This window comes from Hydrogenophaga sp. (assembly GCF_031426985.1).
Lineage (GTDB): Bacteria > Pseudomonadota > Gammaproteobacteria > Burkholderiales > Burkholderiaceae_C > Hydrogenophaga.
The window spans coordinates 69,212-95,946 of sequence record NZ_JASJOY010000009.1; the positions used below are offsets into that span (position 1 = coordinate 69,212).

Annotated in this window: 19 protein-coding genes; 12 read left to right on the forward strand and 7 right to left on the reverse strand. The window is 64.1% G+C overall.

All coding sequences use genetic code 11. The features are described from left to right. The first annotated feature begins 116 nt into the window (after positions 1 to 116). From RMP09_RS01420 to RMP09_RS01445, 6 genes are all read left to right on the forward strand, one after another. Positions 117 to 650, forward strand: a complete 534-nt coding sequence (locus RMP09_RS01420) for a thermonuclease family protein (RefSeq protein ID WP_310564226.1) — start codon at positions 117 to 119, stop codon at positions 648 to 650. Positions 651 to 791: 141 nt separating this feature from the next. Then, the gene (locus tag RMP09_RS01425; protein ID WP_310564227.1) at positions 792 to 2,621 is read left to right on the forward strand and encodes an AAA family ATPase; all 1,830 of its coding nucleotides are present in this window, start codon (positions 792 to 794) and stop codon (positions 2,619 to 2,621) included. Next, the gene (locus RMP09_RS01430; RefSeq protein WP_310564228.1) at positions 2,621 to 3,256 is read left to right on the forward strand and encodes a 4Fe-4S cluster-binding domain-containing protein; all 636 of its coding nucleotides are present in this window, start codon (positions 2,621 to 2,623) and stop codon (positions 3,254 to 3,256) included. The genes RMP09_RS01425 and RMP09_RS01430 overlap by 1 nt, the downstream gene beginning before the upstream one ends. Positions 3,257 to 3,534: 278 nt before the next feature. Then, positions 3,535 to 9,513, forward strand: coding sequence for an AAA domain-containing protein (locus RMP09_RS01435; RefSeq protein WP_310564229.1), 5,979 nt, complete (start codon positions 3,535 to 3,537; stop codon positions 9,511 to 9,513). Then, positions 9,510 to 10,829, forward strand: coding sequence for a hypothetical protein (locus tag RMP09_RS01440; protein WP_310564230.1), 1,320 nt, complete (start codon positions 9,510 to 9,512; stop codon positions 10,827 to 10,829). The genes RMP09_RS01435 and RMP09_RS01440 overlap by 4 nt, the downstream gene beginning before the upstream one ends. 118 nt (positions 10,830 to 10,947) lie before the next feature. Continuing rightward, complete coding sequence (locus tag RMP09_RS01445) at positions 10,948 to 12,117, forward strand: ATP-binding protein (protein WP_310564231.1); 1,170 nt, start codon at positions 10,948 to 10,950, stop codon at positions 12,115 to 12,117. Positions 12,118 to 12,184: 67 nt separating this feature from the next. Here RMP09_RS01445 and RMP09_RS01450 read toward each other — a convergent pair whose 3' ends face one another. Beyond that, complete coding sequence (locus RMP09_RS01450; RefSeq protein WP_310564232.1) at positions 12,185 to 12,982, reverse strand: metallophosphoesterase; 798 nt, start codon at positions 12,980 to 12,982, stop codon at positions 12,185 to 12,187. Positions 12,983 to 13,163: 181 nt separating this feature from the next. Then, a complete protein-coding gene (locus tag RMP09_RS01455; protein WP_310564233.1) occupies positions 13,164 to 13,376 on the reverse strand; it encodes a hypothetical protein in 213 nt (70 codons plus the stop codon). A gap of 713 nt (positions 13,377 to 14,089) precedes the next feature. Between RMP09_RS01455 and RMP09_RS01460 the strand changes: the two genes are divergently transcribed. The 4 genes from RMP09_RS01460 (at position 14,090) to RMP09_RS01475 (ending at position 19,256) form a co-directional block, all read left to right on the forward strand. Then, entirely contained in the window at positions 14,090 to 15,811 is a 1,722-nt protein-coding gene (locus RMP09_RS01460) for a DNA internalization-related competence protein ComEC/Rec2 (RefSeq protein ID WP_310564252.1), read from the forward strand. Positions 15,812 to 15,915: 104 nt separating this feature from the next. Beyond that, positions 15,916 to 17,355, forward strand: a complete 1,440-nt coding sequence (locus RMP09_RS01465; protein WP_310564234.1) for a circularly permuted type 2 ATP-grasp protein — start codon at positions 15,916 to 15,918, stop codon at positions 17,353 to 17,355. A gap of 3 nt (positions 17,356 to 17,358) precedes the next feature. Further along, complete coding sequence (locus RMP09_RS01470) at positions 17,359 to 18,321, forward strand: alpha-E domain-containing protein (protein ID WP_310564235.1); 963 nt, start codon at positions 17,359 to 17,361, stop codon at positions 18,319 to 18,321. 98 nt (positions 18,322 to 18,419) lie between these two features. Continuing rightward, positions 18,420 to 19,256, forward strand: a complete 837-nt coding sequence (locus RMP09_RS01475; RefSeq protein ID WP_310564236.1) for a transglutaminase family protein — start codon at positions 18,420 to 18,422, stop codon at positions 19,254 to 19,256. Positions 19,257 to 19,294: 38 nt separating this feature from the next. Here RMP09_RS01475 and RMP09_RS01480 read toward each other — a convergent pair whose 3' ends face one another. The 5 genes from RMP09_RS01480 to RMP09_RS01500 all read right to left on the reverse strand — a co-directional run bounded on the left by RMP09_RS01480 (position 19,295) and on the right by RMP09_RS01500 (position 24,924). After that, positions 19,295 to 19,654, reverse strand: coding sequence for a hypothetical protein (locus RMP09_RS01480; RefSeq protein WP_310564237.1), 360 nt, complete (start codon positions 19,652 to 19,654; stop codon positions 19,295 to 19,297). A 136-nt stretch (positions 19,655 to 19,790) separates the two neighbouring features. Beyond that, positions 19,791 to 20,882, reverse strand: coding sequence for a lytic murein transglycosylase B (gene mltB, locus RMP09_RS01485; RefSeq protein ID WP_310564238.1), 1,092 nt, complete (start codon positions 20,880 to 20,882; stop codon positions 19,791 to 19,793). Beyond that, a complete protein-coding gene (locus RMP09_RS01490; RefSeq protein WP_310564239.1) occupies positions 20,879 to 22,894 on the reverse strand; it encodes a DUF3488 and transglutaminase-like domain-containing protein in 2,016 nt (671 codons plus the stop codon). The genes mltB and RMP09_RS01490 overlap by 4 nt, the downstream gene beginning before the upstream one ends. Positions 22,895 to 23,020: 126 nt before the next feature. Continuing rightward, positions 23,021 to 24,007: a DUF58 domain-containing protein gene (locus RMP09_RS01495; RefSeq protein ID WP_310564240.1), complete on the reverse strand. Its 987-nt coding sequence runs from the start codon at positions 24,005 to 24,007 to the stop codon at positions 23,021 to 23,023. Continuing rightward, positions 24,004 to 24,924, reverse strand: a complete 921-nt coding sequence (locus RMP09_RS01500; RefSeq protein WP_310564241.1) for a MoxR family ATPase — start codon at positions 24,922 to 24,924, stop codon at positions 24,004 to 24,006. The genes RMP09_RS01495 and RMP09_RS01500 overlap by 4 nt, the downstream gene beginning before the upstream one ends. 26 nt (positions 24,925 to 24,950) lie before the next feature. Between RMP09_RS01500 and RMP09_RS01505 the strand changes: the two genes are divergently transcribed. Continuing rightward, on the forward strand, positions 24,951 to 25,904 hold the full coding sequence (locus RMP09_RS01505) for a histone deacetylase family protein (protein ID WP_310564242.1): 954 nt from the start codon (positions 24,951 to 24,953) through the stop codon (positions 25,902 to 25,904). A gap of 19 nt (positions 25,905 to 25,923) precedes the next feature. Next, positions 25,924 to 26,703 carry an enoyl-CoA hydratase gene (locus RMP09_RS01510; protein WP_310564243.1) on the forward strand — a complete coding sequence of 260 codons (780 nt, stop codon included), beginning with the start codon at positions 25,924 to 25,926 and terminating at the stop codon, positions 26,701 to 26,703. The last annotated feature ends 32 nt before the right edge of the window (positions 26,704 to 26,735 follow it).

The following is a 26,735-nucleotide window of genomic DNA, read 5'->3' on the forward strand; positions in this document are numbered from 1 at the left end:
GACACATGACGTGCTGCGACAGAATGAGTTCGGCACAAGGGAGGGAATAGATGATTCAGTCCAGATATCCAACAGACAGTCGCAGCCCCGTGGGCAGTCCCGGGTTTCGTAGGCTCGTGAACACCGCGGTCGTGGCGGCAACTCTGGCGGTAGGTCTGGGTGGAAGCAGCCTCAGCTTTGCAGGTCCCTCCCAGGAACCGGCAGGTCGTTTGACCTGCACTGACCCGCGAGCATTCCACGACGGCGACACATTCACCTGTGGCCACGAAGCTGGGTTTGTCAGGGTCCGTGTTGCGGGTATCGACGCGCCAGAAACGGGGCAGGGCTTTTGGCGAGTTTCACGCGACCTGCTGCGCAAGCGTGCGATTCCGGGAACGGTTGTTGATTGCTATAAGGTGGACGCATATGAGCGCCAGGTGTGCCGAGTTGCCAGTCCTACTGGCGCAGACATTCCGCTTGAGCTTGTGCAGACAGGCTTGGCATGGCACTCCCGGAAATACGCGTTCGAGCAACAACCCGAAGAGCGAGAGCGCTATGAGGCGGCCGAGGCCTTGGCCCGCGAACGCGAGTTAGGGCTATGGAGCCAATCCGACCCGCAAGAGCCGACGGAATGCCGCGCGTTGAGAAAGCAAAGGCAGAAGTGCCGCTGACAGACCCCTAGCATGGCCCCATGCTCATCAGGTCGAAGCAACAGTTTTGTATTGCGATTCTGGAAGAAGCGCTCGGTGAGCGGTACCTATCATTCCGCTAGACTCAAAAGGCGTGGATAGGCGCGGGCTCAAGGAGGAGAAGTGGAAATCAAACACCAAGTCCCACGGTGGGAGCGAGACTTTGAGCGCTTCTTGCCGCTCAAGAGTCAGTTTGTCTTGTCTGGGAACGTTCGTGACCTCCAGGTTGTGGAAGTTCAGCCTGGCATAGTGACTGCACAGGCCTTACACCAGTGTGTCGCCGCCGCCCTCAAACGTGCTGGATACGCGCAGGCGCTGCTATTTCAGCCGTTGTCGGGGTTCAGCGTCATTTCCTCGCCGGGTGCTGCTATTGATGGCCAGTCGGCGCTCTTGAGCGAGCTAGGACTTGCAAGCGATGGGGCTCAGGGAAGGGCAGGTGCAGAGTTACTTGCGAGCAGTCTCAGTACGGTGGTTCGCCGCCAGGGCGAGCCAATTGCCCTCATCGTCGATTTCGCTGCCCGCCTGCTCACTCGGCCTACAGACCCCACAGCAGCCGAACATCATCTGTTCACTCAAGCTCTGCTTCTCTCGCAGCAGGTGACTCCTAGACCCTCGGGACCCGAACGCAAACCTTTCTACAACACGGTCGTGTGGATTGTCGAAAAGGAAGGCGACTTACCCGACTGGTTCATTGTGGGCAATCCGCGTCTTCGCCATGTCCCGGTGCCGCGACCGGATAGCCGCCTGCGGCGCTCCCTGGCCCCCGCACTTCTCAAGCCGCTCGCAGGAGCTGCCCAGGCCACGCCTGAGAGTCTCAAAAAGGCGCAAGACGACTTCGTTGACGGCACAGAGGGCATGCTGCTTGCCGACGTCAATGCCATCTCTGTCCTTGCCCGCGTGGAAGGCGTGGGAGTCGAAAAAATTGCAGACGCAGTGCGTCGCTACAAAGTCGGGGTCACTGAAGACCCTTGGCTGCAAATCGACCGAGAGAAAATCAAGAACGCTGAGGGGTTCGTTCGCCAGCGTGTGAAAGGTCAGTCGGAAGCAGTGGTGCACATGCTTGACATCGTCAAGCGAGCTGTAACCGGCGTAGGTGCGGGTCGGCGCGGTGGCCGTCCGCGTGGCGTTGCGTTCCTCGCTGGGCCGACTGGAGTAGGCAAGACCGAGCTGGCGAAGACCATCACCAGTCTGCTTTTTGGCGATGAGAGCGCCTACATTCGCTTCGACATGTCTGAGTTCAGCGCAGAGCACGCCGACCAGCGACTGCTCGGCGCTCCTCCAGGCTACATCGGATACGACGCCGGCGGTGAGCTAACGAACGCCATTCGGGAGAAGCCCTTCAGCGTCGTCTTGTTCGATGAAATTGAGAAGGCACACCCGAGGGTTCTGGACAAATTTTTGCAGATTCTGGACGATGGCGTCCTCACCTCTGGCAGAGGCGACCGCGTCTACTTCTCTGAGGCGCTCATCGTTTTCACATCCAACCTCGGCATCTACAAACTCACCGACTCGGGCGAGAGAGCACTCAACGTATCGCCGAGCGAGCCGTATCAAGCAGTCAAGCAGAAGGTCGAGGAGGAAATCGACCGGCACTTTAAATTTACGCTGAATCGTCCCGAAATCCTGAACCGCATGGGCGAGAACATCATCGTCTTTGACTTCATTCGTGAAGACATCGCCGAGCAAATCTTCGAGCAGATGGTCAGAAGCACCCTGGAAGACCTGAAAGCTCAAGATATAACTATCACCATGACAGAGGAAGCCCGTGCGAGCCTGAAGGCCCTGTGTCTGGCCGACCTGTCCAACGGCGGCCGAGGTATCCGCAACCAGGTCGAAGCAAACCTTCTGAACCCACTTGCTCGGTCGCTGTTTGATGCTGATGCCGGTCCAGGTTGCAGCTTCACTATCAAGTCGCTGCAGGCAGGTCTACTGACTCTGGAAACAGGCAGGTGATGGACATTTCACTGTCTCGAGCCCACTTCCCTGTCACTGCACTCGGCCCAGGTCGGCGCGTCGGCATTTGGCTCCAGGGCTGCTCCATACGGTGTACTGGCTGCATCTCCTCTGACACATGGGCCAAGCGTGCGCCGGATACCACCGTAGATGAGTTACTTGTCCGCCTCAAGCCTTGGCTTCAGGAGTGTGAAGGCGTGACCATCTCCGGGGGGGAGCCCTTTGAGCAGCCCGCTCCGCTTGAGCGGCTGCTTCGCGGCATTCGGCAGCTAACTGCGACTGACATCCTTGTTTACAGCGGTAGGAGGCTCGAGCAGCTGCAGGGCGACCCTTGTGTCACGTCTGGACTGATTGACTGCCTTATTTCGGAACCCTTCGAGAGCGCTACACCCCAGACCACGTACCTCATGGGCAGTGACAACCAAAAAATGACGTGTCTAACACCGCTAGGCAGCCGGATTTTCGGGGCCCTGAGCCGACAAGCTAGGGATGCTGACCGGCGCCTGGATGTCATGTTCGGAGACGATGGTGTGGTTTGGCTCGCCGGCATCCCCAGCCGTGGGGATATGGCTCGCCTGCAACACCTGCTTGAGGAGCAGGGTACTTACTTGCGAACGACAGAGGCAAAGGCATGACGGGACTTGTTCGCTACTGCCCAAGTTGCAAAACAGAGCGTCCAGTTTCAGAGGTCTTTTGCGAAGGTCTCGTTGATGACCACCTGTGCAACTGGCAGCTGCTTGAAGAGCCGATGACTTCGCCTGGATGGAGGCCGGCGGCTATCGTTGTTGCGAACCCGGACCAGCCTCCTGGAATATCGCCACCCCCTTTTTGCACCAACGGTCATCAGCTGGAGTTAGGCGATTTCATATGCGGTCTTTGTGGGGCAGAGCCTGCTCCTGAGGTCCCCTCGCTGTTGGATAACTCGAGTGCCTCGGAAACCATAATTGCCGGCTGGCGGGTCCTGCGCGAAGTCAGTTCCACGGCTGGTCGCTTAGACAAGTACCTCGTACAGGAAGAAGCCGGAGAACGCCAGGCAACCCTGACTCTATACCACCATGGATGGGAGCCGGACCCCTCTGTCTATGACGCGTTGCGACGAGTTTCGCTGGAGTACATCCCGCAGATTTTGGCTACAGGGCGATGGCAGGACCGGGCATTTGAGGTCATCGAGGAGCTAACGGGTGGAACGCTTGCGGAGTTGGGCATTGTTGCAACTGATGAAGAATCGGCACGACGCATCGCTTACGAGCTTGGAAAGGCACTAGAGGCCTTGGCCGAGGTGGGACTGCGGCACCGCGACATTCGCCCCGGTACGCTGCTGGTGCGCAATCGCAATCCGCTGGACCTGGTTATCGGCGCCTTCGAATCTGCGCGGCTTTCGGAATACGACTTGGACATCGTCTCTCCGCTCGAGGTAACCCGGTACACGTCGCCCGAGGCGGTTGCTGGAGGCGTTGCGGCCGCCTCGGACTGGTGGAGCTTGGGTATCGTGCTGCTTGAGCAGGTGACTGGGGGCAAGTGCTTCGAAGCCATCGACCAGCAAGCGTTTCTCATCCACGTGCTTGCGAATGGCGTGCCTATCCCCCCAGAAGTGCCTTCTAACGTTGCCCTGCTGTTGCGCGGGCTACTGACGCGTGACAGGCACAAACGCTGGAAGTGGAAAGAGGTACAGGCCTGGCTGAATGGGCAATCGCCGGAAACGACTGAACCAGAGCAAGTAGGTGGAGAAGGGGGCGGTCCGGCAATTCCGCTTGGGGGCAAGAAATACAGCACCCTCACTTCCTATGCGCTTGCCGCAGCCTCGGCCGAACATTGGGAAGAAGCTCGAGACCAACTGCTGCGAGGAGTTGTCACAGATTGGGTGCAGCAAAAAACCGCACCGAATAGTAAGGTCGCTGCCCTGCGGCGTATCGTCAAAGACGAGTCTGTCACTGACGACTGGCGTCTGGTTGTAGCGCTGAAGGTCTTGAACCCGGATATGCCTCCTGTGATGAAGGGGGCAATCGTCAGTCCGAAGTGGCTTCTGGAGAACCCTTACGAGGGGTATGAGCTCATTTGCGGACCTGTCCCAGACCTGCTTCACGAGCTGGACCAAGACGGCTGGCTCCTGCGCCTCAAAGTGCGAGTGGCAGCAGTCCGCGAGCGAGCAGAGCACCTGAATATCGACCTCGACGAGGACACGCTGCGCGTGTATTTGTTGAGCACATCCAAAGCCCGATTGAGCGCGGAATGGAACACCCGCCGCAGCATCTTCCCGGACTCGGAACACCTTGGGCTGCTGAATCTTCTGGAGCGGCGCAGCCTGGCAGAGGAAGACCTCATAGTGGTGCTGAGTGCTGCGCCCACTCTGTTCCACTCACGTGACGCGCTGGTCGAAGAAGCGCGACGGCTCGCACTCGCCGGAGGGGTACCGACTTTTGATGTCGCTGCCGCTGGGGATATGGTCACCTGGCCAAGAGGTGAAATATTGGAGTTGGTGACCGAGCGAATCGAAGGCTTTGCTGAATGTGCTTATCCGGTTGTGAACGATTGGGCGGACAAGTTCCGGCTGGACCGCCGCCTGCCGCTTTCCCACGCGCTCGTTCTCCTTTCCGTACCGGCGGAACAGTGGCAGGAGCCGCGTAAGCAGCAATACGTATCTCAATTGCTCTCCTTCTTCGAAAAGAAGGTCGTAGCAGCCGTCATGCGAGGCCCCCTCGTGCGCATGACTATAGGCAAGAGCACTCCAAGGGTGGACATCAGGGAGTTGCACACCAAGCGGATGGATGCAGCCGGGCTTCTTGACCATTTGCTCAAGCGCAATGTGACCCCTCTGACTCTGGACCCGACAGCACTAGACCCCTCAACTACGACAGCATTGCGGCTTCAGGCACTCGACCGGAGCAGCGCGCTGTACAAGCGGGACACGGGCATCGACGGTTTGTATCTCGGCTTTCCATTCCTGCTCACAAGAGAAAACAAACCTGGTGCAAGGGCGCGCATCGCGCCAGTTCTCCTTTGGCCAGTTCGCGTGCGGCACGAAGTTGGCGCACGCACCAACGTCCAGATTTCCTTTGACAGCGAACGAGAGGAGATTCGTCTCAATCCAGCCTTGGAGACAATTGTTGGCCAAGAGACCGTCAAAAAATGGGCGAAGCTGGCTGACGAACTTCTCGGACGCTCGGCCCTCCGGGCTGCAGACGTAGTCGACGCGTTTGGGACATTGGCTACCCCCCGCTCGAGAGAGCTTGCGCCACTACCGAACCCTAAGACAGAGATATCCGTCAACAGCATGCACCTTGAATGCGCGGGGGTGCTGTTCCACATGACTTTCATGGGGCAGGCTATCGGGGAGGACATTCGAAACCTGAGGTCACTGCCGCCATCCGGAACTGGTCTGGAGACAGCACTGCGATTGCGCTCAGCAGAGGCCCCTGCGACGCCCGCTGCCCCGAGGCCCAAGGAGTTAGAGCGATTCTTTACGGTCTTCAGTGACCCGTCGCAGGAGTCTGCTGTGCTGCAAGCGAGGGATGCACCAGGTTTGCTGGTCGAAGGACCTCCCGGTACGGGAAAGAGCCAGACCATTGTGAACATGGTGGGCGATGCCATTGGACGCGGCAAGAGCGTCCTCATCGTTTGCCAGAAGCACGCGGCACTCGAGGTCGTGCACAAGCGTCTGGTCGCCGAAGGCCTGAATGAACGCGTCGTCATGGTCAACGACGTCAACAAAGACCGACAGCCCATAGTTCGTGCGGTTCGAGAGCAGCTGGACACAGTTTTGAGGCGGCCGACAGATGCGGCTGCTCAGATTCAGCGCAAGAGGGCGGTTGTGGCGGCTCGAATTGAGTCGAATGAAGCCACTTTGGACAAGCACCACACAGCATTGCACCAAGTAGACGCGGCGGTTGGTCTGAGTTACCGCGTGCTGCTTGGAGAACTCATCGAAATCGAGCAGGCTGGCACCACCCCAGAAGTGCCGGCACTTCGAGCGATGCTCCAGCGCCTGAATATCGGTGACCTCGCCACCTTGGAGGAGGAGGTCGCGTCAGCGGTTTGCCCTTGGCTACCGGCGAAGCACGAAGGAAGCGCCCTTGCGGCTCTCCAGCCATTTGCAGCGGACCTCGCGACGTTGAACGACTTCCGCGATGCGTTCGACCGGTTCGCCACGGCCGAGGGCTCGCGTCACGAGGTGCTGAACGCTCGGACATCTAGCTTCGAGGTTGACGACCCGAAGCCGCACCGTACCTGGCTGTCTTCGTATGGCAACGAATTTATCTCCTTGTCCGACGAACAGCGCGCCTTCCTGGCGAAGTGGCTCTCGCTGTTTCGTGGTTCTTCATCCGCAGAACCGGTGGGCCTGCGAACAATCGATGAGTTACGCAAGTTGCGCGACCGGCTCTCAGCTTGCCGCAGCCAAGACCACGACGAAAGGCTGTCGAGCGTTCTCACGCGTTTACCAACAGACGGCCTCAATAAGCTGCACAGCTTGACAGCGGAAGCTGTTGAGCCGCCGAGTTTCTTCGGACGGCTAAACATCATGCGCAAGCTGCGCAAGGGGAAGGTCTCCACGTTCCTGAAATCTGCTGGCGATGTGGCGACAGAAGAGCGAATGGTGAAGCTCCTCGCAGCGGTGCAGCTGGAGCAGACCTGGCGCCCGCTACGCATAGTTGCCGGTCAGCTGCACTCCCAGCTATCGCTTCCTGCCCTAGATGCCGATGCGGGGCCGACCATGCTGGCAACGATGACAAAGACGCTTTCCTTGCTTCAGGCGGTGGCGACTCAAGCAGCGCACCTGCATTCCGCTCCACAGGCGAATCTCATGGATGGTGCCGCCCAGACAGGAAGCCGAGACTCTTTTCTCAAGCTGTTTGCGGAGTTCGACTGCGCATTTGCAAGGCACGAGGTGCGCGTAGGTAGCCTCGTTGCGCTTAAAGATTTGCAGCCCTGGATGCAGTCCACCTGGCTGCAGGAATGCCAGCAAGCCATCATCTCCAACGAGGGGAACGGGCAGCGCGTTACTTCAATTGGCGCAGCGATGCACTCGCTCGCCGCTTACCAGCTGTTCCGGGGGCGTGCAGCGAAGCTCTCTCAGCAAGCCACCCAGGTCTTCGTCATCCTCCGTACAAAGGAAGGAGTGCTGGCGGCGGTGCCGAAGGCAGAGCTGGAAACCACGACCCGCCGCATTCTGAATCGAGAGGCACGACTGGCCTGGAAGCAAGCCATGGAGCAGAGCACGCCTGAACTGTCGATGGAACGGCAGGCATTGACCCAAAAAGTTTCGGTGCTTGAGGCAAATGACAAGGAAATGCGGCTTCTGAACCGCCAACTGCTACAGGTGAACTTTGACCTGGCCGCCATTCGTCCGGTCCGGGAATGGGAGGACATAACCAAGCTGACCGGTGTTCGTGCTCGGCGCTTGAGAGAGTTCGTCGAACTCGGTGCCGGTCTTGGGCTGATGAAGCTGCGCCCTGTTTGGTTGATGAACCCGGATGTTGCAAGCCGAGTGTTGCCGCTCAAGCCCGGTCTGTTCGATACCGTCATCTACGACGAAGCGTCTCAGATGCCGGTGGAGTTCGCCCTACCAACCCTCTTCCGCGGTAAGGTGACCGTAGTGAGCGGCGACGAGAAACAGATGCCACCCACGGCATTCTTCGCGGGCAAGGTTGAGAGCGACGAGGGCGATGCTTTTGACGGCGAGACGCCAGACATGGATGCCCCTGCGGAGGAGAAGGACGCTTTCGAGGAAACCTGGAACCGCCGGGAAATTAAAGACTGCCCGGATTTACTGCAACTTGCCCGCACGAATCTGCCCAACGCGCGTCTACAGATTCACTACCGTTCCATGTTCCGCGAGTTGATTGGGTACTCCAACGCAGCGTTCTACGCAAACGACTTGAGCGTTCCAGTGCGGCATCCCGAGGCAATCGTCAAAGCTGAGCGACCCATCGAGTTGGTGAGGGTCGATGGCACCTACACGGACCAGACAAACCCCGCTGAAGCCCAGCGCGTGGTCGAAATCATCGCCCAGCTTTGGAACGTGCCACAGGGTCAACGCCCTTCGGTGGGTATCGTTACCTTCAACCGCAAGCAGGCTGATGTCATCGAAGACGCCTTGGAAGTCCGTGCGGAGGAGGACGCCGTCTTCAGGGTTGCTTACGGTCAGGAAAGTCAACGCTACGAGGACGGCGAAGACATGAGCGTCTTCGTCAAGAACGTCGAAAACGTACAGGGTGACGAGCGCGACATCATCGTGTTCTCGTCAACTTTCGGGCGAAACGCTCAAGGCTCGTTTCTGCGCTTTTTCGGTGTCCTAGGGCAAAAGGGGGGCGAGCGACGTCTGAATGTGGCCGTTACCCGCTCGCGTAAAAAGGTTTACATGGTGACCTCTATGCCGATTGCAGAAATCAGCGACCTCCTGAATACGCGGCGTCCGCCGGCGACGCCTCGGGACTTCCTTCAAGGCTACATGGAGTACGCGCGGCTTGTCTCAATCGGAGAGTTTGCTACTGCCAAAGCACTGTTGGCACGAATTACTTCGCGGCAGGAAATCGTTCGGTCCGGGTCACCTCGCGATGGCGCCGATGATGCGTTCTACCGTTCGGTGGGCGACTTTCTGCGCTCGCTGGGCTACGAGGCAAACGCATCTGATGACGCAGATGCCTTCGGCCTGGACTACGCCATCGAGCACCCCGAGACAGGTCTTTTTGCTATCGGAATCGAATGCGACTCGCCGCGACATCCTCTGCTTGCGCATGCCCGTGCCCGCGAAGTATGGCGTCCACAAGTACTTCAACGCTCACTGCCGGTATTGCACAGGGTGTCCTGCCACGGCTGGTTCCATGAAGGGGAGCAGGAGCGCGTCAGGTTGCTTGATGCCGTGAAACTGGCGCTAGCTGTGAGGCATGAACCATGAGCGGGCCAAAAGTTGTGCGAGTCGTCACCCGTGAAGAGCTCGTAGCTGCAGGCACCTTGGCTCTCGCACGCCTTGATGCAGCGGTTTCGCAGTGGAAGCTTGGATGCGGTGATGTCAAATTGGCTGACCTTGAGGCAACGAAGGAGCGCCGTGACGAGTTGGCGGCTATGCTCGCTGCGGACAGGTTTGCGGAGTTCGGACAAGCGGCGGCCAAGGAAATCGATTTCTTGGAAGCTGACGCAGCGCGGCGCCGAGAGCGCGCCGCACAAGTTCGTGCGCAAGAACGGCTTCGCCAGTCAAGCGGACAAGAGCTGGCCCGAACCCTACTGCGAGCGGGAGCCGACTTAAACCAACAAGTGCGTGCAGAGCTGGAGCAGGCCGCAACCGGCCTCCTTTCCGTGGGTGAGATGGACGCGGCACTATCACGTGCAAGACAAGCGCTATTCCAGGTCCCGGCTCAGGGCGCCAGCGCTGAACAGAAAATCCTGGCGCAGCGCTTGGGAGGAAGCGAAACCGATACGTCCTTTGAAGCTTGGAGAGCTAAGGCATCGAAGCCAGACGTTCGTCTTCAGTCCGTGTTCACCCACCTTGCAGAACTTGAGGCACTTGGCTTCGCGGATGCGGGCGAGTTGGAGGCGCAGCTGCGCGCCGTGCAGGCAATAGAAAACGAGTCCACCCGCGACATGCGCTTGGACACGCTCGTTCTCGCGCTACGCAAGACGAAGGACGGCGCATTGGCCAAGATGAAACTACTCAGACAAGTCGAGGGCCTCAACGCGGAGCTATCTGCTATCGCTAGCGAGTCCGAGACGCTCGCGAAACTGCGTAGCGCAACGCTGAGGATGGACTTGGAGCATCTGCAGGTACTGGTCGCCCTCGGTCGTGAGGAACTCGCCAAGACCCAAGCTGCTTTCGCTGCTGCTGCCCGACGCAACGCAGTCCTTGGAGGGCTGCAGAAGCTTGGTTACCAAGTGCAAGAAGGCTTGGCGACCGTGACCCCCGACTCTGGGCGCCTTGTTGTTCGAAGCCCTTCTCGTAGCGACTATGGGGTCGAGGTTGTTACGGGCGCGAACCACAAACTGCAGGTCAGGTCTGTGGCATTCGACGCTACTCGCGACGCATCGCAGGACATCGCCGAGGAGCGACGATGGTGTGGTGACTTCGGAAAGCTGCAGGCAACCTTACAAGCAAGTGGCTGCGAGGTCGTTCTGGAGAAGGCTCTCGGAGTAGGTGCGGTCCCGTTGCGAGTCGTTGAAGTCGTTGCGGAACACCGGAGACGCCAAGCTTCCTCCGGCGAGACCGGCCGGAGCCGCTAACCATATGCTAATGGTGCAAGGGATTCAGATTTTTTGTATTGAATCTCAGCCGCGAGCTGACTGTTTTGCCCTGCATTCCTCTGACTGAGCATTGGCCAATCAAATTAAGACACTACTAATGCCCCTGCCGCGCGACCTCGCCTCCCTCACTGAAGCCCATTTCGATGCGCTCATTGCTGAGCAAGCAACTGAAGGGAGCTATTTGGACTTCAAGAGAAACCTTCCCGGTCGGGATGCCGCTGCTAAAAATGAGGTGACTGCTGATGTCTCAGCATTTGCTAACAGCTCTGGGGGAGACCTCATCTACGGCATTGATGAGGACGGAGAGGGCCGCGCTGCGAGCGTCGTTCCGCAAGTCGGGAACAGGGATGAAACGGCGCGGTGGTTTCAAGATGTCTTGATGAGTAGCATTGAGCCGAGAGTCCCAGGCATCCAGGTTCAAGCAGTTGATGTAGCCGGGGGATTCGTGCTTGTGGTGCGCGTCCCTCAAAGCTGGGCCGGACCACATCGGGTGACCTCCAACCAGCACTTCTATGTTCGTGAGAACGGACGGAAGCGCCAACTGAACGTTCCTGAGATTCGAGGCTTGTTCTTGCGGTCTGAACAGCAAGCTCAACGAGTACGGGACTTCCGTACAGAGCGGTTGGGAAAGCTGCTTTCAGGAGAGGGGCCTCATCCCCTGGTACCTGGTTCGTTGCTTGTCTGCCACTTCGTGCCTACACAAGCAGCACTAGGCCTCGTCAACGTCGACCCCGTGCGATACACGGTTGACAACGCCCGTCGGCTTCCTGTTTTGGGGATGGTTGGGCTCGACGCGCGCATTAACTTGGACGGTGCGCTTGCAGTGCGCAACCCGAACCCTCGCGGCACGTTCGGCTACTCGCAGCTATTTCGTAGCGGCTTTTTCGAGACAGTAAAAGTGCTGGAAAGTCGGGAGGGCGGGCACGCAGCTCTGGGCAGTCAGACCTACGAAGAACAGGTCATTCGGGTGCTCGACTTGCTGCGTGAAGAGTATTTGCAGCTCGGGGTAGGGCTGGAAATGACCTGCATGGTTTCTATTCTCGGAGCAAAACGGGTCGAGCTCGGGTTGGATAAATGGCGGTACCACTTGGAGGACCATCAGGGGTACTTCGACCGAGACGCTGTTGTCCTGCCAGACGTACTACTTGCTCCTGAAGTACCTTCAGCGAAGGCAATGCGGCCGGTGTTTGACTTGGTATGGCAAGCCGCGGGCCTGCCCGGGTCGGACAACTACGATGACACAGGGGAGTGGCGACCCCGCCGCTAAAAACTGCGCCCCCACACGACCGGTCTGACTTGTCCGCGCGGTGCAGCGGGGCGGAACTTCCTGCACCTTAGACGTCCAGTACGAGCGCGCACTGAAACCCAGGATTCTCAAACATGAGGTCCTTGACTCGACTGCACGAACTCGCGTTGCGCGGGTATCCGCGCGGATTGGCGACCACTCTGCAGCAGCCCACGCTGTAGTCAAACGAGTCGTGCACGTGACCATGCAGCCAAAGTGATGGACCTTGTTGAATCAAGTCGGTGAGGTCACTCACAAACGCGGCGTTGGTCGGGTCGCCGGAATATCTCGGGTGCACTGAAAGCGGATGCGGGGCGTGATGCGTGACCACGACCGTCTTGCCGTCAAACGGCCGTGCGAGTTCCGAAGTGAGCCAAGCGCGAGATTTTTCGTGCTCCCGCAGCGCATCGGCAGCAGTGAAATAGCCTCCCGCGTCGCTTCGGATTTGACGGTGGTCCGAGATTCGCAGCTCCGCGTTCTCCATCAACTGCCTTTGCGTTCGATTTGAACGCAGTCTGTAGTCTGTCCACAAAGTGCAGCCTAGGAACCGAACACCGCAGCAATCGACCACGTCTCGCTCTAGGAAACGTACAGAAGTGCCCTCGGCAGCGTCGCGAAGTTCGGACACCGTGGTGCTCCAAGACGCTCCGTAGGCTTCATGATTCCCTGCAACGTAAAGCACAGGCACAGGCCAGTCTCGAAACAGGTCGAGCGCGCTCGTTCCCCGACCTATGTCGCCAGCAAGAACGAGAGCGTCAGCATCATGCGCGGGCGAAATCGTCTGCTCACCTGGAAAGTGCTTTTCTAGGTGTTCGAGATGTAGGTCCGAGGCAAGTTGAATGCGCACAGTCACTCCTGCACCTCGGCGAATCGACCGGACCTGTATCGCTCTTTGATTTCAGAATGCGTTTTCTGAGGACTCGGGGCGAGCGAATGCAAGTCGAATCCCCGAGGCGCTCGCCGCCGGTGAGCAACAAGCTTGCGCCAAAGCCTTTTCCACCAGAGCGCTGGCTCAGATGCATTCTTTTTCACAGCGGTGCTTCCTGTGAGTCGCCAGCGCCGGGAATGCGCCGCGCCACGAACTCGCTGAGTTCAATCAGCAGTTCTCCACCGCAATCAGGTGCGGCGAGCATTCGTGCAGTGAGCTCCTCGTCGCTGACTTGGTCTCGCTGCTCAAGGAATGCACGTTCCTCAGCCTCATCAACAGGCTCATTGTTCCCGGGATGTTCAGTTGTCAACATCGCCTTCCTCCAAGCTCTCGGGAAGCGCTCCTTTTGCATTGCCCACAAGCGCTGACTCGCGGGTGGACTCAAGCACACACCAATCTTCGTCCGAGAGGAAAGCAGGCGCAGACCGCATCCGTGAAATCGCTGCCGACGCATCGGAGGTCGTCGAGAGTTCAACGGTCTTTGCGCTTTTGGGGTCCTGCCGTGACATGTTGAGCTTCTCCACGTACGGACTATGCATGGAGACAACGGGCTAGGTGGGCTTTACCCCGGTTTAAGGTCGGTTTACAGCGGTACAGTGAACGCGCTCAGCGGTCACTTACTGTTCGCGTGCACGCCGCAATTTGACTCCGAGACAGCTGCACTTGAGCTCTTCACACGGCTTGCGTGGGCCTTGGTCGTGGGGGGGCGCGAAGGCGGGACTATTTGTCAATCGAGATTCTCGTGAAAGAAGTTTTGTCACCTTCTCTCTGCCTTCTGGGCAAATGTCGCCAGGAAGTCGCGTCACTGCCAGTTTGTTCGCTCGGGCGCTGAGCGGCCTCAGAGCTGGGTTTTGATTCCGCGTCTGGCAGATGCCCTTGCTCCACTGGCATTCAATACCTTTTGTCAGCGGTTGAGTCGCGGCTTGGGCGAGCCACTAAAAGACTATTTGTCCGTATCCGAGGAGTAAAAGACTCTTTGTCACTGCAAAGAGCTTTATTGTCATTCTCCACAGCGGCGACTGGGCGCTGTTCCGCACCACCGGCGTGGCGCACCTGATGAGCATCTCGGGCCTGCACGTCACCCTGTTCGCCTGGCTGGCCACGCGGCTGATCGGCGCGCTCTGGCGCCGCCTGGCCCGGCCCTGGCCGCGGCTGCTGCTGGCCGTGCCCCTGCCGCTGGCGGCCGGCCTGGGTGGGGTGCTGCTGGCCACGCTGTACGCCCTGTTTTCGGGCTGGGGCGTGCCCTCGCAGCGCACCGTGCTGATGCTGGGCCTGGTGGTGGGGCTGCGCCTGCTGGGGCGGCAGTGGCCCTGGCCGCCGCTGTGGGGCCTGGCCATGGCGGCGGTGCTGGCGCTGGACCCGTGGGCGCTGCTGCAGCCGGGCTTCTGGCTCAGCTTCGTGGCGGTCGGCATCCTGTTCGCCACCGACCCCGCGGGGCGCGACGCCCGGCCGGCGGCCAGCGAGGGGCTGTCGCGCAGCCGGCGCCTGGCGCGCGCCGCCTGGGGCCAGTGGCGCGAGCAGGCGGTGGTCACGGTGGCGCTGGCGCCGCTGTCGCTGCTGCTGTTCGGTCAGCTCTCGGTGGTGGGGCTGGTGGCCAACCTGCTGGCCATTCCCTGGGTGACGCTGCTGGTCACGCCACTGGCCTTGCTGGGCGTGGCGCTGCCCTGGCTGTGGGACGCCGCGGCGCTGGCGGTGCAGGCCCTGCACGGGTGGCTGGCCTGGCTGGCGCAGTTCGGGTGGGCGGCGGTGTTCCGCCCCATCCCGCCGCTGCCGCTGGCCGTGCTCGCCGCACTGGGCGGCGTGCTGCTGGTGCTGCGCCTGCCGTGGACGATGCGTTCGGCCGGGCTGTTGCTGGTCTGGCCCGTGTTCGCCTGGCAGCCGGCGCGCCCCGCGGCGGGCGAGTTCGAGGTGGTGGCGGTCGACGTGGGGCAGGGCAGCGCCGTGTTGCTGCGCACCGCGCAGCACAGCCTGCTGTACGACGCCGGGCCGCGCTACGGCGCGGACAGCGACGCCGGCCAGCGCGTGGTGGTGCCGCTGCTGCGCGCACTGGGCGAGGCGCCGGACACCGTGGTCATCAGCCACCGCGACAGCGACCACGCCGGTGGCGCTGGCGCGGTGCGCGCCGCCTGGCCGCGGGCGCGCTGGCTGTCGTCGTTCGACGTCGATCCGGCGCAACGCTGCGCGGCCGGGCAGTCGTGGACCTGGGACGGGGTGCGCTTCGAGGTGCTGCACCCCACGCCCGAGCTGATCCGCCCCGACGGCACGGGCCTGCTGCCGAGCAACGCCATGTCCTGCGTGCTGCGGGTGGACAACGGCCGGCGCAGTGTGTGGCTCAGCGGCGACCTGGACGCCGAGCGCGAAACCCGCCTGGCGCTGGACCGGCCGGACTTGCGTGCCGACCTGCTGCTGGCCCCGCACCACGGCAGCGCCAGTTCCAGCAGCCCGGTGCTGCTCAACACGCTGCGGCCCTCGGTGGTGCTGATCCAGTCGGGCTACCGCAACCGCTTCCACCACCCGGCGCCGCTGGTGCTGGAGCGTTACCGCGAACGCGGCCTTCGCTGGGTGAACACGCCCCAGTGTGGTGCGGCCACCTGGCGCAGCGCGGCACCGGAGCGCGTGCACTGCGAACGCGCGTCGGACCGCCGCTACTGGCACCACGCCGGTGCCGACGGGGGCGTGCCCGGGGCACCGGTGGCCGATGTGGGGCCGGCCAGCGAGCCGGTCGTGTCCGAAGGGCCCCCGGAATGAGCCCGCGCGGGCGGGGTCGGGGCGACTTTCTTTGCACCGGTTTGGGGCTATATCAAACGCCCTGGCCCACTCCTTGCTATCCTGTCGGCAGGAGTGAACCGCACATGAGCCGACCCATGTTTGATGAAATGAACGCCTCGCCCAGCGAGGTGCGGGCCCACTACCAGGCCTATGCCCACTGGCTGGCGCAGCAGCCACCCGAGGTGATGGCGGCCCGCCGCGAAGAGGCGGAGATGATCTTCCGCCGCGTCGGCATCACCTTCGCGGTGTACGGCGCCAAGGACGAAGACGGCGCCGGCACCGAACGCCTGATCCCCTTCGACCTGATCCCGCGCGTCATCCCCTCGCACGAGTGGAAGAGCATGGAAGCTGGCCTGGTGCAGCGCGTGACCGCGCTCAACCGCTTCATCCACGACATCTACCACGGGCAGGAGATCATCCAGGCGGGCCACGTCCCGGCCGACCAGATCTTCCAGAACGCGCAGTTCCGCCCCGAGATGATGGGCGTGGAAGTGCCCGGCGGCGTGTACTCGCACATCTCGGGCGTGGACATCGTGCGCGCCCCGAACGCCAAGGGCGAGGGCGAGTACTTCGTGCTCGAAGACAACCTGCGCGTGCCCAGCGGCGTGAGCTACATGCTCGAAGACCGCAAGATGATGATGCGGCTCTTCCCCGACCTGTTCGGCCAGAACCGCGTGGCCCCGGTGGCGCATTACCCCGACCTGCTGCTCGAAACCCTGCGCGCCGTCAGCCCCGCCACCACGGCCGAACCCACGGTGGTGGTGCTCACGCCCGGCATGTACAACAGCGCCTACTTCGAACACGCCTTCCTGGCCCAGCAGATGGGCGTGGAGCTGGTCGAAGGCCAGGACCTGTTCGTCAAGGACAACTTCGTCTACATGCGCACCACCAAGGGCCCCAAGCGCGTGGACGTGATCTACCGCCGCGTGGACGACGACTTCCTCGATCCGCTGGTGTTTCGCCCCACGTCCACCCTGGGCTGCGCCGGCCTGCTGGGCGTGTACCGCAGCGGCAACGTGACCATCTGCAACGCGGTGGGCACCGGCATCGCCGACGACAAGTCCATCTACCCCTACGTGCCCAAGATGATCGAGTTCTACCTGGGTGAGAAGCCGATCCTCAACAACGTGCCCACCTTCATGGGCCGCAACCCGGACGACCTCAAGTACATGCTCGACAACATGCACGAGCTGGTGGTCAAGGAAGTGCACGGCGCCGGCGGCTACGGCATGCTGGTCGGCCCGGCGTCCACCAAGGCCGAGGTCGACGAGTTCCGCGCCGTGGTCAAGGCCAAGCCCGACGGCTACATCGCCCAGCCCACGCTCAGCCTCTCGACCTGCCCGACCTATGTGGACAGCGGCATCGCGCCGCGCCACATCGACCTGCGGCCCTTCGTGCTCAGCGGCAAAGAGGTGCAGATGGTGCCCGGCGGCCTGACGCGCGTGGCGCTCAAGGAAGGCTCGCTGGTCGTCAACTCGTCACAGGGCGGCGGCACCAAAGACACCTGGATTCTGGAGAACTGAAGCATGCTGTCACGTACCGCCGACCACCTTTTCTGGATGTCCCGCTACACCGAGCGGGCCGAGAACACCGCGCGCATGCTCGATGTGAACTACCAGACCTCGCTGCTGCCGCAGTCTGCCGCCGTGGCGCAGGTCGGCTGGCAGGGCCTGCTGTCCATCAGCGAGCTGCTGCCCAGCTACACCGCCAAGTACGGTCAGGACATCACCGCGCGCAACGTCATGGACTTCATGGTGCGCGACGAGTCCAACCCGTCGAGCATCGTGTCCTGCCTGCGCGCCGCGCGTGAAAACGCCCGTGCCGTGCGCGGCGCGCTCACCACCGAGTTGTGGGAAACGCAGAACGCCACCTGGCTCAAGCTGGCGGGCTACCTCAAGTCCAAGGACTTCGAGCGCGACCCCGGGGCTTTCTTCGAATGGGTCAAGCACCGCTCGCACCTCTCGCGCGGCGTGGCGGTCGGCACCATGCTGCAGGACGAGGCCTTCCACTTCTACCGAATGGGTTCGTTCCTGGAGCGGTCCGACAACACGGCCCGCCTGCTGGACGTGAAGTTCCACGCGGTGCAGAGCGACTTCTTCGGCGCCGCCAGCGCCGAGGATCAGGAATACGACTTCTACCACTGGAGCGCGATCCTGCGCTCGGTCTCCGGCTTCGAGGTCTACCGCAAGGTCTACCGCGACGTCATCACGCCCGAGCGCGTGGCCGAGCTGCTGATCCTGCGCCCCGACATGCCGCGCAGCCTGGCCGCCAGCATGAACGAGGTGGTGGCCAACCTGGCCGTGGTGGCCAACGACATTTCGGGCGAGACCCAGCGCCGCGCCGGCAAGCTCAAGGCCGACCTGCAGTACGCCCGCATCGACGAAATCCTCGCCACCGGCCTGCACGCCTTCCTCACGCAGTTCCTGGACCGCGTGAACGAACTCGGCGGCCGCATCAGCCAGGACTTCCTCGTCCCCACGGTGCATTGAGTGTTGTGGCCTGCCCGCCGCCCCAGCGGCGGGCAGGTACCATGCGGTTCGCTGGGCCGGCCGGGGGCATTTCCCCGGCCCCAACCCGAGGCTTCCGCATGAAACTCGTCATCCACCACACCACCCGTTTTCGCTACAGCCAGCCGCTGCTTTACACGGTGCAGACGCTGCACCTGTGGCCCGTCAGCAGCGCCTGCCAGAGCGTGGAGTTCTGGGACATCCGCACCCCCGGCACGCTGCACGCCCAGCCCGACACCGAAGGCAACCGCGTGCACAGCTTCAGCCTGGTGGCCCGGCCCGAGCAGAACCTGCGCGAGAACAGCGTCTCGGCCATGGGCACGGTGGTCACGCATGGCGTGTCCACCTTCACCGACCCGGCCACGTTGCCGCACCCTTCGTTCTACCTGCGTTCCACCCCGCTGGCCGAGCCGCACCCGCGCATGGCCCTGTGGGCCATGCAGGCCGTGCCCGCGCTGATGGCGGCGCGCGCGCGCGGCGAACTGCCCGGCGTGGCCGACCTCGTGGCCCTGGCCAGCGCCGTGGCCGACAAGGTGCAGTACCGCAAGGGCAGCACCGGGGTGGAGACCACCGCGCTCGAAGCGTTCGACTGGGAACTGGGCGTGTGCCAGGACCAGGCCCATGTGATGGTGGCCGTGTGCCGCAGCATCGGCCTGCCTGCCCGTTACGTGAGCGGCTATTTCTACGCCGAGAACGAACCCGACCTCGCCAGCCATGCCTGGGCCGATGTCTGCCTGGACCCAGCCGCGCGCCGCTGGATCAGCCTGGACGTGACCCACCGCTGCCCCACGGATGAGCGCCACATCCGCCTCGCCGCCGCCACCGACTACAGCGCGTGCCTGCCCGTCAAAGGGTTGCGCCGGGGTGGGGGTGAGGAGAGCATGGAGGTGGATATCCGGATTGGGCCTTGGGCTTAGGGTTTGCGATTTGCGTTCGAGGCCCCGCTGCGACGACTTCACTTTCGGCGGCGCTTGGACTTTGCATACAGTTTTGCTGCAGCCGATAGTGCGGCCGCTCCAACGGCGAAGACTATGAGAATCGGCGCCAGTTTCACGATGAGCGGGACTGAGACTACGCCGAGCGCTGCTCCGATTGCCAACAGCCCTGCGGGTGCTATGAAGAACGCGGCTGCGCTGGATAGTGCCGCTGCCACCCTGCTTGCTGCCGCAATGTCTTCGGCGGCATCTGCGAGTTCATCGTGGAGTGGCGTGTTCGCCTTGCCTCTGCGGAGCAGGAAGCGAGATATGCGCTTGACGACAAAATAGATGAAGTACAGGACTGCGGCAATCGCAAGCCAGCCTATGAGGGTGCCCATGATGAACTCCGTCTACTTGTGCTTAGATAAGGCGGCTTCGTGAGGTCCAAAGTGAAGCGGGGGGCTATGGATGAGCTGAACACAAAGGCAGCAAACCCGTTGGCCGTGCTGCTCGCCCGGAAACACGTTCCATCTCCTACTTCCCCTCCACCAACCCCTGCACCGCCAACCCCAGCTCGATCACGGCGAGCGCGTAGTAGCTGCTCCAGTTGTAGCGGGTCACCACGTAGAAGTTGTCGGTGCCGGCCAGGTAGCTGGCGGGGGCTTCGCCGTTCTGCAGTTCGATCAGCGCGAGCTTGCCGGTGTGCTGCAGGGCCGGGCCTTCGAGCACCGCGCCTTTGGCGCCGAAGCTCTCGACGCTGAAGCTGGGCAGGATGTCGGGGGCGAGCAGGGCGTCCTTGTCCAGCTTGACCGCATCAAACGCCACCGGGTAATGCGTGGGCTGGCCGGGCTGCCAGCCGTAGGCCTTGAAGTAGTTGGCCACCGAGCCGATCACGTCCACCGGGCTGTTGAACAGGTCGATGCGGCCGTTGCCGTCGAAGTCGACCGCGAACTGCGCCCAGCTGCTGGGCATGAACTGCGGCCAGCCCATGGCGCCGGCGTAGCTGCCGCGCAGGGCCTGCGGGTCCAGGCCTTGTTGCTGGGTCAGGCGCAGGTAGTGGCCCAGTTCGTCGCGGAAGAACTGCTGGCGCGCCGCGGCGCGCGGGTGTTCGGCCGGAAAGTCGACCGCCAGCGTGGTGAGCGCGTCGATGACGCGGAAGTTGCCGGTGTGCTGGCCGTAGAGCGTCTCCACGCCGATCACGCCGACGATGAGGCTGGCGGGCACGCCGTATTCGGCTTCGGCGCGGGCCAGGGCGTCGCGGTGGGCGGCCCAGAAGCGCTGGCCGGCGGCCAGGCGCACGGGTTCGATGAAGCGGGCCCGGTAGGCGGCCCAGTTCTTGGGCGTGCCCTGGGGGGCGGGCAGCATCAGGCGGGCCACGCTGGGCAGGCGCTGGGCGGCGCCGATGTGGCGGCGCACCCAGGCGGCGTCCAGCCCCTGCTGCTGCGCGATCTGGTCGGCCAGGGCCAGGGCGGCGGGCGCATCGCCATAGCGGACAGGTGCGGGTTTCGCTTGCGGGGCGGGCTTGGCGGCTCGGGACGAGGCCCAGGCGTTGGCGGCGATCAGCAGGCCGAGGGCGCACAGCACGGTGCGGCAGAACAGGCGGGGGCTCGGCAGGGGTGGGTTCACGTGGGGGCGTCCTTGGGCCAGGGCAGCTGGCGGAATTCGCGTTGCAGTGTAGCCAGCGAATCCGGGCTGCTGGGGGCGTAGCGCAGGGCTTCCAGGCGGATCAGCCAATCCGTCACGGCGCGGCTGGCGTCGGTGTGGCCCCAGCGCTGCAGCACCCGCTGGGCCAGGGCGCGCGGGGGCAGCTGTTCGCCACCTTCCAGCCCCAGCCGTTGCAGGCGCTGCTGGCAGCGCCGCAGCAGGCGCAGCCAGGGGTCGTGCTGCTGGCGTTCCCACAGCTGCCAGGCCGCGCCGGCCAGGCTGACCAGCACCACGATGACGCTCAGCACCAGGGCGAGGTCGGACCAGCTCGGGCTGCTGAAACCCAGGCCCTTGAGCAGGTTCAGCTGCTGGCCCTGGGTGTAGTTGAGCACCCACTGGTTCCAGCCGTTGTTGAGGGCTTCCCAGGTGGCGCGCAGCTGCGCGGCCAGCGTGGGGTTGAGGGTGCCGATGGCGCCGGTGAACACGCCGCCGGGCGCGTTCAGGCGTTCGAGCGAGCCGGTGCGCGCCGGGGCCACGGCCGAGGTCGGGTCCACCCGCACCCAGCCCTGGCCGGTCAGCCAGACCTCGGCCCAGGCGTGGGCGTCGCGCTGGCGCACGGTCCAGTAGCCGTCGACACCGTTGAGTTCACCGCCCTGGTAGCCGGTGACGATGCGCGCGGGGATGTCCATGGCCCGCATCAGCAGCACGAAGCTGCTGGCGATGTGTTCGCAAAAGCCGGCGCGTTTGTCGAACCAGAATTCGTCGGCCGTGTGCTGGCCGTAGACGCCGGGTTCCAGCGTGTACTGGTAGCCACCGGTGCGCAGGCGGTCGAGCACGGCGTTGACCAGCGCCGGCGCAGCCTGTGGGCCGGCGCCGTGCTGGGCGCGCAGTTGCACCGCCAGCGCCAGCGTGCGGGGGTTGAAGCCCGGGGGCAGGGCGACCTGGTCCTGCAGCGCGACGCTGCTTTGCAGCGGGCCGTGGCGGAAGGCCGGGTGGCTCTGGGCGCGGTAGCGCAGCAGCGCGTTCACCGGGCGCTGCGACACCCATTGCAGCTCGGGCGTCATGAAGCTGTCCAGGCCCGGGGCCTCGGGCGCGCGGGCCGCGGCGTCCAGCAGCAGCAGCCAGCGGCGCTGGTGCGGCTCCAGCGTCACCTCGTAGCGCACCGGCGGGCCGCTCACGGCCAGGTCGGCCGCCAGGGCCATCTGCGGTGGAAAGTCCGAACGCAGCGGCCGCCATTCGATGCCGTTGAAATCGCTGAGCACCGGGCCGCGGAAGTACAGCTCACGCTGCGGCGGCGGGGCGCCTTCGAAGCGCACGCGCAGCGCGATGCTGTCGTCCAGCACCAGCTGGGCGATCTGCCCGACCTGCATGTTGTTGGACAGGCCGGAGCGGCCGGTGTTCGCGTCGCTGGGCAGGCCCCACAGCGGCGCCATGCGCGGGAACAGCAGGAACAGCACCAGCATGATGGGCGCGCCCAGCGCGGCCATGCCGGCCGCGGTGCGGGCCGACTGCATCAGCGGCGGCCGGCCCACCGGCAGGTGCGCGTTGACCAGGGCGGTGAGCAGGCCCAGCAGGGCCACCAGGATGCCGGCCGCCGTGAGCAGCGACTGCGAATAGAAGAAGTGCGTGAGCAGGGTGAAGAAGCCCAGGAAGAACACCACGAAGGCGTCGCGCCGCGCGCGCAGTTCCAGCGTCTTGAGCGCCAGCAGCACCACGATGAGCGTCACGCCCGCGTCGCGCCCGAGCAGGGTGCGGTGCGTCAGCCAGGTGGCCCCCAGCGTGAGAGCCAGCAGCCCCAGGCGCCAGGGCCAGCCGGGCAGGGGCTGGCCGCGCAGCGTGAGTGCGGTGCGCCAACCCAGCACGCCGGCCACCATGGCGCTGCACCACCAGGGCACGTGCGGGATCTGCATCGCCGCGATCCAGCCGATGACCGCGAGCAGGAACAGGGTGTCGCGGGCGTCCCTGGGCAATGCAGCAATGGAGAACCTGGCCATGTCAGAAACGATGCCGGAGCAAGGGGTGTTGAGTCGGGGCAGCCGTGGAACGGGCTTGGCCCGGCCACAGGCTGCGTCCCCCTCCCGCAGGAGAGGGGGAAGACGCGAAGCGGCGCAGGGGGTGTTTCATTGCAATGCCAGTGCCTCCAGGCAGCGGGCCTTGTGGGCGGCGCCCTGGTCGGGCGCGATCTCGCGGCCCGGCAGGCGCAGGCCGTAGTCCAGCCCCAGGCGCTCGGCCATCAGCACCCAGGCCGTGAGGCGGGACAGGCGCGCCTCGACCTCGTGCGTGCCGGTCTGCGCGAAGTCCAGCCAGAGTTGCTGGCGCTGGCTGCTCAGCGCGTCGCGGCTGACCAGATCGTCGCGCCCGGCGGCAAAGGCCTGGGCGGCTTTTTTCCAGACGATGTTTTTCTGCGGATCGCCGCGCCGGTAGGCGCGCACGCCGTCGAACTCGCCCGTGGCCTGCACGCGGGCGCTGTGGGTGGCGTGGCCGGGCTGGGGCTGGCCCGGGGGCAGGGGCGGCGGGTGCGCCTCGGGCGCGGGGTAGACCAGCAGCTGGGCGGCGGGGCGCCACACCGTCCAGACGCGGAAGGTGCCCAGCGGGTAGAGCGTGAGCGCGGTCAGCGCGGGCAGCGGGTGCACGCCGCGCCGAGGCGGGGCCCAGGCCACCTGCACCGGGGTGCTGCCTTGCGCGGGCACGTCGGCCCAGCCCAGGTGGGTGTCGGCCAGGCCGCTGTCGGCCAGCACACCCAGGCCGATGCCGTGGCGCGCGCGCTCGCGTTCGCTGGCCAGTCGCAGGTCCAGCAACGCGGCCTGCCCCGCGTGCACCGGCGCGGGCGGGGTCAGGTGCAGCGTGAGGCCGCGCAGGTTGCCGTGGCAGATGTGCATGCCCACCACCGCACTGCCGGCCAGCAGAAAGGTCAGCAGGTAGCCGAGGTTGAGCTGGTAGTTGATGCTGCCCACCAGCAGCAGCAGCAGGGTGATGGCCAGCATCCAGCCCGCGCGCGTGGGCAAGATGTAGACGTTGCGCTGCTGCAGCGTGAGCGTGTCGCTGCGCGGCAGGCGGTCGAGGAACCAGCGCCTGACGCGTTGCCGGAGGGCGCGCAGGGGGCTCACGGGAGCGGCGTCGCTTCCAGCATGGCCCGCACCTGCTCCACCGAGCCGCGCCCGGCGTCGCTCACCGGCACCAGGCGGTGCGCCGCCGTCTGCGGCAGGATGGCGGCGATGTCGTCGGGCGCCACGTAGTCGCGCCCCTGCAGGTAGGCCTGGGCCTTGGCGGCGCGCACCACCGCCAGCGCGGCGCGCGGCGACAGGCCTTGTGCGAACCAGCGGCCCGAACGGGTGGCGTTCACCAGGTCCTGCAGGTAGTCCAGCACCGGCTCGGCCGTGTGCACCGCGGCCACGGCCTGCTGCAGCCGCGCCAGCTCGGCCGGGCCGAGCACCGGCTGCAGCGCATCGACCATGTCGCGCCGGTCGGCGCCGCGCAGCAGCTCGCGTTCGGCCGCGCGGTCCGGGTAGCCCAGCGACAGGCGCATGTGGAAACGGTCCAGCTGCGATTCGGGCAGGGCGTAGGTGCCCAGCTGGTCGTGCGGGTTCTGGGTGGCGATGACGAAGAAGGGGTTGGGCAGGGCGCGGGTGGAGCCTTCGACGGTGACCTGCTTTTCTTCCATCGCTTCGAGCAGGGCGCTCTGCGTCTTGGGGCTGGCGCGGTTGATCTCGTCGGCCAGCAGCACCTGGGCGAACACCGGCCCGGGGTGGAACACGAAACCCTCGCGCCCGCGTTCGTAGATGGACACGCCCACCAGGTCGCTGGGCATCAGGTCGGCGGTGAACTGCACACGCGAGAACTGCAGCCCGAAGCTGCGCGAGAGCGCATGGGCCAGGGTGGTCTTGCCCACCCCGGGCACGTCTTCGATCAGCAGGTGCCCACCCGCCAGCAGGCAGGCCACGCAGTCGGCCACCTGGGCCTGTTTGCCCACAATGACCGTGTTAAGCTGATTCAGCAGTTGTTGGATCTTCGGATCGGTGCTCATGCCGGTCACCTTACCGTAAAAAAACGATGAGCCAGGCCACCGGATATTTCACCCACCCCGATTGCTGGAGACACGAAATGGGCGGCGGGCACCCCGAGTGCCCGGCACGGCTGGACGCCATCCGGGACCGCCTGCTCGCGTCCGGTCTGGACGCGCTGCTGCAGCACCGCGAAGCCAGCCCCGCCCCGCTGGCCGACCTGGAACTGGCCCACGGCCGCATGCACCTGGCGGCGCTGCGCGGGCTGAGCGACCAGCTGCGCGACGACATCAACGCCGGTGGCCCCACGCACGCGCAGATCGACCCCGACACCTCCATCAACGTGCACAGCTGGGACGCCATCCTGCGCGCGGCGGGCGCCGCCATCGACGCCACCGACGCGGTGATGGCCGGCGAGCTGGCCAACGCGTTCTGCGCCGTGCGCCCGCCGGGCCACCACGCCACGCGCGACAAGGCCATGGGCTTCTGCTTCGTCAACAACGTAGCGGTGGCGGCCAAGTACGCGCTGGAGCGCCACGGCCTCAAGCGCGTGGCCATCATCGACTTCGATGTGCACCACGGCAATGGCACCGAGGACATCGTGGCCGGCGACGAGCGCATCCTCATGTGCAGCTTCTACCAGCACCCGTTCTACCCGCCGTGGGACCACTCCACCGCGTCGAACCTGGTCAACCTGCCCGTGCCGGCCTACACCAAGGGCATGGACGTGCGCGAGCTGATCGACATGATGTGGTTGCCGCGGCTGGACGCGCACAAGCCGCAGATGATCTTCATCAGCGCCGGCTTCGACGCGCACCGCGACGACGACATGGGCCAGATGGCCCTGGTGGAACAGGACTACATCTGGATCACCGAGCGCGTCAAGGAAGTGGCCCGACGCCACGCCAAGGGCCGCATCGTCAGCTGCCTGGAAGGCGGTTACGACCTGGGTGCCCTGGCGCGCAGCGTGGAGGCCCACATCCGCGCGCTGGCCGACCTGTGATTTGCGAGGAGACAAACCCATGAGCGACGACATCCTGCTGCACAGCCGCGACGCACGCGGCGTGCACACCATCACCCTGAACCACCCCAAGGCTTTCAACGCCTTGTCCGAGGCCATGATGGCCGCCCTCGGGCAGGCGCTGGACGCGGTGGCCGCCGACCCGGCCGCACGCGTGCTGGTGCTGGCGGCCAACGGCAAGGCCTTCTGCGCCGGGCACGACCTCAAGGAAATGAAGTCCAAGCCCGATCAGGCCTACTACCAGGCCCTGTTCGCCACCTGCGCCAAGCTGATGCTCAGCATCCGCAAGCTCGACGTGCCGGTGATCGCGCGCGTGCATGCGCTGGCCACGGCGGCCGGCTGCCAGCTGGTGGCCCAGTGCGACCTGGCGGTGGCGGCCCAGGGCGCGCGCTTCGGCGTCAACGGCATCGACGTCGGCCTGTTCTGCGCCACGCCCAGCGTGCCGCTGTCGCGCAACATGGGGCCCAAGCAGGCGATGGAAATGCTGCTGACCGGCGACTTCATCAGCGCCGAGGAAGCGCAGCGCCGCGGTCTGGTCAACCGCGTGGTGGCCGAAGATGCGCTCGACGCCGAGGTGGCCGCGCTGGTGGACCGCATCCTGGGCAAACCGCGCGAGGCGATTGCCATGGGCAAGGGCATGTTCTACCGCCAGCTCGAAACGGGCATCGAATCGGCCTACCAGCTGGCCGGACAGACCATGGCCTGCAACATGGCGCACGCCGTGGCGCAGGAAGGCGTGCAGGCCTTCATCGACAAACGCGCGCCGAGCTGGCGCCCCTGAGGAACTTGCGGACCGCTGCGCCGCTCATTCAT